Genomic DNA, 11,595 nt, shown 5'->3' with positions numbered 1-11,595 from the left:
TAGTAGCTTATTCTCTGCTGCAAAGGCACTAACCATGTGAATTGCTTTTCCTTCACGAGCTATATCATGCGAGCCTTTTAATGTTTTGCCATCTATAGCAATCACTCCTTTAATGGCTCCAGCAATATTTTGGGTCCATTGTACAAAACATCTTTCAAAATTCGAGGCAGATACATAGCGGAAAAATCTTCCTAAAGTATCATGTGAAGGCACGCCTGCTAAGCAAATTCCATGTTCTTGCAGCCAAGGTAAATTGCATGATGCCCATAAATGAATTGTTGCCCAATCATCTGCACCGCATAAAATCGCCAAAATGCTAATTGTAACAATATCAAACAAACTATAGATTTGGTTTCTTTGCTTCCTTGAATCTTCCAGATCCTTAAATACAGCAAAAATACTATTGGGTTTATGAGTATTCATTCATTCCTCCTTTTTAAGGAAAAGAATGATAATTATACCCCTTGCTTTGTCAACTTAAATCTTCATGCAATTTCCCTGATCTAATTCACACGGAAAAGACTATTTAATCCTTTAAGGGGTTAGAATATTTACAGGGCTTTGCTCCTTCATAAATAGAGTACTTATTTTTCTATTGCTTCGCGGGAACATTTAAATAAATGTTCAATGATACAATCAGAAAGTCTATTATGCACATGCTTAGCAAATGCTTGAAAGGTGTCATAAGCTTTTTTTAATTCATGAATTTTCAGATAACTATCAATAAGCAGTTTATAGGCTAGTACGGAAGCATTAACGGTGATGCTCCCTCTTTGCTCAATAATTATTTTAAGCTCTAAGGCTACATAACTTTTTTCTAATTGCCCATAGAATAACTGTTCCTGGCTGTTTTCTAAAGAAATGACTTTTAATAAGTATTCAACAGCCTTGCTATATTCACCTATGGTATAGTAAAAATGCCCCATCTCGCATAGAACACCTGTGGAAGGATTCAATTTACTTGCTTTCTCTAAATTTATCTCAGCTTTCTTAAAATTTTGCTGACTTTGATAGCAGCAAGCTAGATTTTGGTAAGCTTCTGCCAACTCTATTGAATGAATAAACTCATTACTAATCAATAATCTGATAGCTTCTTTGTATTTCTGCTTAGCCTCTATTACTTTTGATTGTTTAAGAGCCTGTAAAGCTTGATACATAAATAGCTTAAAAAGCTGGCTTTCTTTTAGAGATTCTTCTTCATTTTCCGCGCTTTTTTTTCCTTCTTTAACTTGATTAAAGAATTCTTGTAAATCTTTCAATTCTTGGGCGTTTTCTAAATTTTCTCTCATTAATTTTAAATGGGGATGCTCGTTAGAAATCAATGGCTCAAGAAGTGCGATAGCTTCTTTAAAACTTAAAGTGGCCTCTTCATAATGACCTAGCTTATGTAAAATACAACCGAGATTATGAGAGGAAATTGCAAGCGAAGGAATTTCAGCGGGGAATTTATTTTTCTTTAATTCCACAACTTTTTCATAATATTGTTTAGCAACAGTATAATTACCCACTGTTTCCAAAACGCTTGCTAGGCTATGGTAGCTATCAACTAAGCTAGGGTGACCTTCAGGATAAACTTTCTCGTAAATCTTTATTCCTTTTTCATATTTACTTTTTGCTTTATTCATTTGACCTAAATTAGCATACAGGCCTCCTAAATTCATATAGGTGTCTGCTAAGCTAGGATGATTCTTCTGCGGGAAGAGCTTTTTTTTGATTTCTAGTGATTGGCAATAGTGTTCTTTTGCTTCTTCATAGCTGTTAAGTGCTTGAGAAAGATATCCTAAATTATGGTGGAATGAAGCTAAATGAGGATGATAAGGGGAGCCAACTTTTCTCTGGATTCTCAGACCTTCCTCATAGTATGTCTTAGCTTCCTCATATCTTCCTAAATCTTGTTCTACTACCCCTAAATTATTATAAGTAATAGCCAACTCAGGATGATCACTTTCATATACCGCTTTTTGAATCTTTAAAGCTTCAAGAAAGTAGGCCAAAGCATTGCCATGCCTTCTGGTGGTTTGCTCTACGTTGCCCAAATCCCGATATACATCTGCTAAAGAAATATGCCGAGAAGAATAAGCTTTTGTATAAATTTCTATCGTTTTGCCATGATACTTTTTAGCTTTCTCATATTGACCAATTTCGTGGAAAAGCTTTCCAAGTGCATTGTAAGTATGAGCCAGAGAAGGGTGGCTAGAAAGATAAATCTTTTTCTTAATTCTTTTGGCTTCTTCAAGAGAGTCTTGAGCTTCTTTATAACGACTTAAGCAGCGTAAAGCATTTCCTAAATTATGATAACTTTCCGCTAAGCTAGGGTGCTCTGATGAATAAATCTTCTTCTGAATAAGAAGGGCATCCTTATAATATATTTCCGCTTTGGCTGCTTGCCCTAATTCTAGCATAACTTTGCCTAATTGGCTGTAGGTAAAAGCTACCTCTGGATGCATCTCTGAGTAATTTATTTGTAAGATAGCTAGCGCTAGATGACATTGTTTTTCAGCTTCGCTATAACGCCCCAACTCTAGCATTATTCCGCCTAGATTGATGTAGAAAGGGGCCCATAGGGGGTGAGTTTCAGTATAAGCTTTTTGATTAATTTGCAGCGCTTCTTGATAATTTTTATTAGCTTTTTTGAAATTCCCTAGTTTTTGATAGGCAATTCCCAAATTAAGGTAGATACCCGCTAGAGAAGGGTGGCCTTTAGCACCCACCTTTTTAAAAATATTTCGCGCGAGCTTGTAATACTCTTTAGCTTCTTCATACTGCGCTAAGTCTTGCAAAACCGATGCTAGAATGTCATAGCTGCAGGCTAGGGAAAGATGATCGAAAAAAAGAATCTCTTTCTTGAGTTTTATGGCTTTCACAATATGTTCTTTAGCTTTTTCGTATTGCCCTAGTTGCCTTAACACATTCCCTAAGTTATGATGAGGTTCAGCTAGAAAAGGATGATCAGGAGAATAAACCCTTTCATACAAACGTTGGGCCTCCTGATAAAGTTGCTGAGCTTCCCCATACTGCCCTAACATCCTTAGCACGTTACCTAAATTATTCTTGGTATGAGCTAAAGAAGAATGATCATTATGAAAAACCTTTATTTGTATCTCAAGAGCCCTCCTATAACACTCTTCTGCCTGCTTATAACGCCCTAAAGATTTAAGAGCGCATCCTTTATTACTAAGAGTACTTATCAAATCAGGATGAGTAATAGAAAAACTTTTTTCTTTGATCTCTAGTGCCTTTTCATAGTGATTTTTGGCTTCGTCATACTCACCTAGCTGTTGAGAAACATTTCCTATGTTATTGTAAGTGCTTGCTAAGAAAAGGTGATCGATAGAAAAAGCAGCTTTCTTAATCTTCAAAGTTTTCTGAAAGATTTTTTTAGCCTTAGAATAATTTCCTAATTTTTGTAATATATTCCCGAGATTATTATAAGTATCCGCTAAAGAAGGATGGATAGAAACATAGGCTTTTTTTTGAATTGCTAAAGCAGATTTATATTTTTCTTTAGCCATACTATATTGTCCTAACTCTTCAAATAAAGTGCCTACCGCATTGTAAGTATCAGCTAAAGAAGGATGCTCCGCACTATAAACTCTTTCCTTTAATTCGAGCGCTTTTTTATAGTATTCATTAGCCTCATCATAATGCCCTAGCTTTTTTAATAAGTTTCCTAAATTATGATAAGTATCTGCTACCTCGATTCCTTTTAAAAAATTGCTATGGTAAACGTGTAAAGCTTTTTCGTAGGAAGCTTTAGCATCCTCGTATAAACCTAATGCACTCAAGGTAGCCCCTAAATTATTATTAAGGCCGGCTAGAGTAAGATGGTCAGGAGAGTAGACTTCCTCATACAGTTTTATTGCTTCTTGATACGTTATTTTAGCCTCTTTAAAATTGCCTAAGCTTAGCAAGGTATTAGCTAAATTATTTTTAAGGGCTGCATTAAAAAGTCTATCAGAATCCTTAGAACTTTTCTCTATGCAAACCTCTATAATATTCCGGGCTGCTTTGTAAGTTCCCTTATACATTAAATAACGGGCCACATGCATGTTAAGAGATAACGCTGAGTGTTCATCTACCTGTAAATGCAAAGCATGCTCTATTACTTTTTCTACATGGGGTGTAAAAGGAAATTTTTCTTTCACATTCGCAATATTCGTTTCATCGTAGACAAATAAATCTTTAAAAACATTTAAACTTTTGCCGCAAATCTCTTTTTGCTCTTCATTCTTAAGCTGATCTCTTACTACTAGCTGTACTAAGCTATGGATGCTAATCGTCTCAGCAGCAGCTTCAATCATAGAATAACGTCTAAGTAAATCAATAGTATGGTTAATATCTAATGAGGGGGTCTCCGATTGGTAGACGTTGATCACCCATTCTTTAAGCAAGCGACGAGGAATACCCTGCGAACTTAAATAAGCGCAAAACTGCATTAAAGGATCGACTAATGAAGGGTATTCATTATTTTCCTTTTCTTTTGCTTCTTCCTGCCGAATCTTTTGCATAGACACATGCCAAGTCACCTGGACTGTCGCCTGGTAGATATCTGGTGGCACTTCAAACTCCCATAACACCTTATAATGTTGTTCAAATTTTTCCTTATACTCTTCTATAGAAATGTAGGTTTCTTTGATATAGAAAGCTGCTTGAGAAACAGCTAAGGGTAAATTTTGCAATAGATCGGCTAGTTTACCCGCTTCTTCTTTTTGATCTTCTAGATGAGTGATTTTTAGGATAAGCTCGATAGATTCTTCTCGTTTAAAAACGCCTAAAGTAAAAACTTGGGCATTAGGCCAATTAGGCTTACGAGAAGTGATGAGAAGATGTCCACCCGATTCAGGCAGCCAACTATTAAGAGTGGTGGCATTTTCAGCATCATCAAAAATCAGCAGCCAGCCAGGATTCTCTTTAAGATAGCAATGCACTTTTTTGACTAATGCTTTGTCTTCCTTTTCTTCTTCTTTAGTTAAAAAGATATGAAGCTTTTCTGCTAAGTCGCTATAAGATTGTAGCAATGCAGCTTCACTTGCAGCATTTAACCACCAAATAAAATTATATTGAGGTGCTGTACGGTAAGCATATTGTAGGGCTAGCTGCGTTTTACCTACTCCTCCTAAGCCCACTTGTGCGGCTAATACTAAAGGCTTGCCTTGAGTCAATGTTTCCTCTAAAGCCACAAGATCTGCTTCTCGGCCAGTAAAGTACTCATTAGGTGGTGTTAAATTACTCCTAGCCTCCAAGTAAGCTTTATGCTCTGCTAAGTTTGCAGCTTGCTTAGCAAAATAGACTTTTAAAGGCCAAGCATTATCGTTTAGCCAATCAGCAGCTTTCTTTAAAGAGCTAGGTACACCGCCTAGAGCTTCCCCTATCTTTTCAGCTTCATCAACGCTATGTTCGTCCTGGTAGTGGGTGACTTGCAAGAGGTAGTTTTTGCTTTCCTCCCTGCTAAGTAAGCCTACGGGAATTTGATGAATAGCACTGTCATGAACTTTATCGCGCGTAGTAACCATTAATTTACCCTGTTTTTTTTGAGCAAGCTCGATAAGGCCTAATTTTCTTAGCAGAGAAATATAGCTAAGTCCATCGATGATAATCAGCCAATGGTTATGCGTGCCTAGCCACTCTTGCCAACCCAGCCCTATTTTCTGGCTAAATTCTTTTAAGCCTTGCTCAATAAACCACTCTTTTTCTCCTCTTAGCCACAAGGCTTGGTTATAGCTTTCCCTTTGCGCATAAAAATAAGCTTTAGCGAGTTCTGTTTTACCCGTCGGACAGCAGATCCCTTCCTCACTAACCAAACTTACCAGGCCAAATTTTTTTAAGCCTTTATCTAAAGCTTTACTAAGATTAGGACGGCAAAAAAGGTTGATATTGGGCAAAGGAGCTTCAACATAGCTTAAGGCATATTCTTCTAAATAGCTGCCCATTGGAGGAGCAGGCAATAAAGTGACTTTTTTATCTGTAGCTTGTGGGTGATAAAGAGCAAAAAGGCTACGCTGTCCTATTTTATTTATCAGGCGAATGAGAGCTTGAGACTCAATTTCGCCATGAAGGCCTCCTTGAATTTGGTGAGGAGAGATTTCTTCTATCAGTTTTTCTTTTCTATACAAATAACCTTTTAAGAAGCCACCTTTTATATACAAATAGAGCTTTTCTGCTTGGTTGCCAGTTATCATGCAACCTACGTAGATCTCAGAAACTTTAGAAAAAGACTTATCTAAAGAAAGAGGAGGGAGGGAATCGTTTGGCGAAGAAAAAAATCGAAAAGGATCACTTAGCATCTCAAGCTGACGTAATGTTTTTTGAGCATAAATAAAATGGCCGCCTAAATCCACAATAAAGATATATTCTTGACGTCTTTCTTCTTGAGGAATAGTTTCCCATTCCTGGGATCTATCATCTTCAGCTAGATATGTTTGGGAAAAAATTATCCTATCATGAATACTGCAAATCAATCGTTTTTCATTAACTGTTATTAATCTTATAGGAATAGATAAAGCTGAAGCTAATAAATCTCCTTCACCTAAGCCACTTATCCAAGATCCTTTTCCTATTATTTCTGCTGCTCTTGTATGGTTCGTAAGTTTATGTTTAACACTGTCTGAAAGTACTTGCCTTAAATAGGAAATTTTATCTTTCTGGTCGTCTAGCAAGGGTATCTTTCTAGAAAGCCCTTCATAGCTTCCTAAAAAAGCGCTAAAAAAGCAGTCGCCGTCTCCTGGGGCACCTTTTAGTTCATAGCCTTCGGTATATAGGTAGGCAGCTACAGCATTTACTTTTGCTAGCATAGCCCCACTGATAAGAGTGCCAGGATCATGCCATAAAAATTCAGCGGTGCTCGATGAATTCCATTTACACGCAAGAAGATCTAGAGAAACTAATTGATTACTCACCGCTTTTATTTCTTTCTGAGAGCTATTTTTATCACTATCTTGATGAAAACCTTTCCATAAATTGGCTTGTTGAATTAACTGCTTCCATTCTTTACATACTAGCCTTGCTCGACACAAATCTACCGACCGCAACTTTGCAAATATCTGTAAGCTAATCTCGGCATAAGGACCCTGGCTAAGGGAAAGATTCCTCTTTTCTATTTCCTTAAACATAGGAAATACAAAATTAGCTAAGCTTGCATTTTCTATATTCATTAGCTTTTTCTCTTATTTATTAATATTTAGTGCCATTTAAATTTTAACTTTTCAAAAAATTGCTTAAGTTTTGGTAGCCTGCTTGCAAACATACCTATCGAAGAAAGGCTATGGGAATAGCAATATTTTTCCTATAGGAATTATTTTAAATAATATAGACTTTTAGTAAAAGGAGCTGCTTAAAAAGTGGAAAGAAGGAGAGTTAACTATCATTTCTAACCTTTAACTTTGCTTAAAAATCAACCTATAAATAATTTACTAAGTAACTTGTCCTTAAAACATGCTCCCAGCTCTTCTTGTTCAGCTAGATGAATATTATGAGTGTTTTACCTTATAGTCGTCAGGAATGCGACCTTCTCTATCTTTAATATCTGCTCTCGCTCCGTGGGCTAGCAGCCATGCAACTACTTGCTGATGACCTTGCTTTACGGCCCAATGCAAAGCAGTTAAGCCCTTTTTCTTATCTTGAGCATTGATATCTACACCTTCTTGCTCAACCAAATAGCGCATATCTTCAATACTACCTTGATGCGCTGCTCGGCGTAAGGCTTGCTGTTTATCTTTCACTTTGTAGCGATCTAATAAACTGTTTAATTTCCTTGATTTCTCTTTTATTTTTACTGAAAGGGCGTACAAACTATAATGAACGTTGGGCAATAAAGGATGAAAAGGATGAATTTTTTCTAAAAAGACGAAAGCTTTTTGGCAATGAGTAAGAGCTTTTGCAAAATGTCCCCATCCATTTAAAACATTCACTAGATTAAGATGTGTTTTTGCAAGCGACTCGAGAACTTCCATTGATTGAGACTCTTGATAATAGGGAGAGGTTGGAGAAGAAATATTTTCGTAAATTTGCACTGCTTTTTCATAATTTTCCTTAGCTTTTATATCTTGCTTCAATATACATAATGTATTTCCCAAGTTAAAATACGTATGGGCCAAAAGAAGATGAGCAGGCGGATCTATTTTTTCGTAAATATTTATTGCTTTTAGATAATAGTCTTTGGCTTTGCTAAAATCTTTTAATTCAAACAAAGTATCACTTAAGTCTAAATAGATCCCAGCCAAGGTAAGTGGAGTAAAAGAATAACTTTTCTCATAAATATTTAGTGCTTGCAAATAATGAGATTTAGCTTTCTTATACTGCTTTAGACTTTTAAAAAAAACACCTAAACTATTATGGATACCTGCTCTCACAGGATGATCCTTTGGAAAATTGCGTTTTTGTATTAAAAGAGCCTCTTTAAGGTATCTTTCAGCAGCTTCCGGCTGGCCTAGCTTACGAAAGGCATTTCCCATATTTTTGTAAATTTTTACCAGAGCAGGATGTTTAGCAGAATAAATGTTTTTAAAAATCTCTAGCCCTTTTTCGTAATAATGGTTAGCTAATCTATAATCACATAAATTGTAGAAAAGAATTCCTAAGCTAATGTATATCTTCCCAAAAGTAATATGGTCTGAAGGGAGATTTTTTTTTAAAATTCTTAATGAGTTTTCATAATAGTCTTTAGCTGATTGATATTCCTTTACATTTAAGTAAAAATCTCCTAGATTGACATACACAGGGGCTAGAAAAAAATGTTCACACGAATAAATCTTTTCGAAAATTTGGCGGGCTTTTTCATAGTAGTTTTTACCCTCTTTATAATCTCCCAATTTTACTAGAATAAGCCCCAAGCTATTGCATATTTTTGCAATGAGAGAATGCTCGGGGGAATAAAATATTTGGAAGATACATAAGGCCTTTTCATAGCACTGTTTGGCTTCTGAATAGCGGCCTAATTCTTCAAAAACTTGGCCTAAATTGTGATAGACTATTGCCAGATTAGGATGTTCAGTAGAATAGACCTCCTTAAAGATTTTGAATGCTTTTTCGCAATATTCTTGGGCTTTTTTATAATCACCTAATTCTTTTAATACGAACCCTAAGTTGGCATATACTCTTGCTAAAGCAGGGTGAGATTGAGAAGAGTAGTGAGCAATAAAGACTTGCAAAGCCTTTTCATAATTTTCTTTTGCCTCTTTATACTGACTTAAGTCGCATGAAATATTGCCTAGTGCAAGATAGGCATTACCTAAAATTGGATGTTTAAAAGAGCCCATTCCTTCAAAGATTTGGACGACTTGCTTTGAATGCTTAGTAGCTTCAGAATACTCACCCAAATTCCTAGCACAGCTGGCTAAAGTATTGTAAATAATTGCTAAATTAATAGGCCTAGGAGAATCCATTTTTTCTTCAGTATGCAATGCTTTATTCAAATATTTTTTTGATTTTTTATATTCATCTAACTTTTGCCAAATATCTCCTAGATTATTATAGGTAATTGACAAGGTAGGATGCTCACTAGAATAGGCTTCTTCTTCAATTTGCCAAGTTTTTTGATAAAGCTCTTGTGCTTTTGGATACAGACCTAGTTCTTGGAATAGATGACCCATATTATTATAGATACAAGCTAGCAGAGGATGACCTGGAGGATAATTTTCCTCATAAATGTCTAATGCTTTGGTATAGTAGTTTTGTGCCTGAGGAAAATCTTTTAACCCTTTTGAAATAAGACCTAAATTATTATACGTATTTGCCAAATAGAGGGTAAACTCAGTAGGACCAAATGTTATTAAAATTTTTACTGCTTTCTCACATTTTTTTCTAGCTTCTTCATAGCGCTCTAGATCTTTCAGAAGAGATCCTAAACTATTATAAGTGTTAGCCAGGTCTAGCTTTTCATTAGGGCAGTCTTTTTTATAAATTTCTACCGCTTGCTGATAGAAAGCTTGGGCCTTCTCGTACTGCCCTAATTTCTGCGAAGCATGCCCCAAATTATTGATACAGCCTGCAACCATTAATTTTTTGCCCCACTTTTTACTTTCTTCTAGGCATTGCTCCCAATTCCTTTTTGCTACATGATAAAGGCCCTGGTAGGAATAATGATGAGCAATGTTCATTTTAAGAAGAAGGGCCAACTCCTCCTCTACCCTCAGCTTCCATGCATGCCCCACCAATTTTTCTACATGCTTAATCAATGAAAGGTTCGCTTTAGTCTTAGCTATATCTATTTCTTCATACTTAAATAATTTTCCTAAAAGCTGTGCGCCATGCCGACACACCTTTCTTTGCTCTTCTTCCTTTAGTTGGTCTCTTATCACCAGCTGCACTAAGCTATGAATATTAATCATCTCAGTCGTGGCCTCAACCATGGAATAACGTCTAAGCAAATCAATAGTATGGTTAATATCTAATGAGGGGGTCTCCGATTGATAGACATTGATTACCCATTCTTTAAGTAAATGTCGCGGAATGCCATGTGAACTTAAATAAGCACAAAACTGCATTAAAGGGTCGGCTAAAGAGGGATATTCATTACTTTCCTTTTCTCTTGCTTCTTCCTGCCGAATCTTTTGCATAGACACATGCCAAGTCACCTGGACTGTCGCCTGGTAGATATCTGGCGGCACTTCAAACTCCCATAATACCTTATAGTGTTGTTCAAATTTCTCTCTATACTCCTGTATGGAAATGTGGGTTTCCTTGATGTAAAAAGCCGCTTGAGAAATAGCTAAAGGTAAATTTTGTAATAGGTCGGCTAGTTTACCCGCTTCTTCTTTTTGATCTTCTAGATGAGTAATTTTTAGGATAAGCTCGATAGATTCTTCTCGTTTAAAAACACCTAGGGTAAAAACTTGGGCATTAGGCCAATTAGGCTTACGAGAAGTAATAAGAAGATGGCCGCCCGATTCAGGCAACCAGCTATTAAGAGTGGTGGCATTTTCGGCATCATCAAAAATAAGCAGCCAACCAGGGTTTTCTTTAAGCCAGCAATGAACCTTTCTGACTAGCGCTTTATCTTCCTTTTCTTCTTCTTCGGTTAAATAAATTTGCAATTTTTCTGCTAAACTAGCGTACGATTGGATTAAAGTAGTCTCGCTTTCCCCATTTAGCCACCAAATAAAATTATATTGCGGTGCTGTACGGTAAGCATATTGTAGGGCTAGCTGCGTTTTACCTACCCCTCCTAAGCCTACTTGTGCAGCTAACACTAAGGGCTTACCTTGTGTTAATGTTTCCTCTAAAGCCACTAAATCAGCTTCGCGACCAGTAAAGTACTCATTAGGTGGTGTTAAATTGCTCCTAGCCTCCAAGTAGGCTTTGTGCTCTGCTAAGTTTGCGGCTTGCTTAGCAAAATAAACTTTTAAAGGCCAAGCATTATCGTTTAGCCAGCCAGCAGCTTTCTTTAAAGAGCTAGGCAAGCCCCCTAAGGCTTGCCCTATCTTTTCAGCTTCTTCAGCGCTATCTTCGCCCTTGTAGTGGGTGACTTGCAAGAGGTAGTTTTTGCTTTCCTCGCTGCTAAATAAATTTACGGGTATTTGAGGAATAGCACTATCATGAGCTTTATCGCGCGTAGTAACAATTAATTTACCCTGTTTTTTTTGAGCAAGCTCGATAAGG

The 11,595-nt window shown here is 36.6% G+C and carries 3 protein-coding genes; all 3 read right to left on the bottom strand.

Translation table 11 applies throughout. The features are described 5' to 3' along the window. Positions 1 to 423: ISAs1 family transposase (locus NEOC95_RS00785; RefSeq protein WP_213151008.1), on the bottom strand; the 423-nt coding region annotated here is incomplete at its 3' end. Positions 424 to 584: 161 nt separating this feature from the next. After that, positions 585 to 7,151 (bottom strand): FxSxx-COOH system tetratricopeptide repeat protein, encoded by a 6,567-nt coding sequence (fxsT, locus tag NEOC95_RS00780; RefSeq protein ID WP_213151006.1) that lies wholly within the window; start codon positions 7,149 to 7,151, stop codon positions 585 to 587. A gap of 315 nt (positions 7,152 to 7,466) precedes the next feature. After that, the coding region (locus NEOC95_RS00775) for a tetratricopeptide repeat protein (RefSeq protein WP_213151004.1) at positions 7,467 to 11,595 on the bottom strand (4,129 nt) is incomplete at its 5' end.

Source organism: Neochlamydia sp. AcF95 (assembly GCF_018342455.1).
GTDB lineage: Bacteria > Chlamydiota > Chlamydiia > Chlamydiales > Parachlamydiaceae > Neochlamydia.
This window is presented reverse-complemented; position numbering and strand designations above follow the sequence as displayed.

Bases quoted from the DNA above. Each gene is read 5' to 3' on its own strand.
- fxsT (WP_213151006.1), bottom strand. From the start codon at position 7,151: ATGAATATAGAAAATGCAAGCTTAGCTAATTTTGTATTTCCTATGTTT.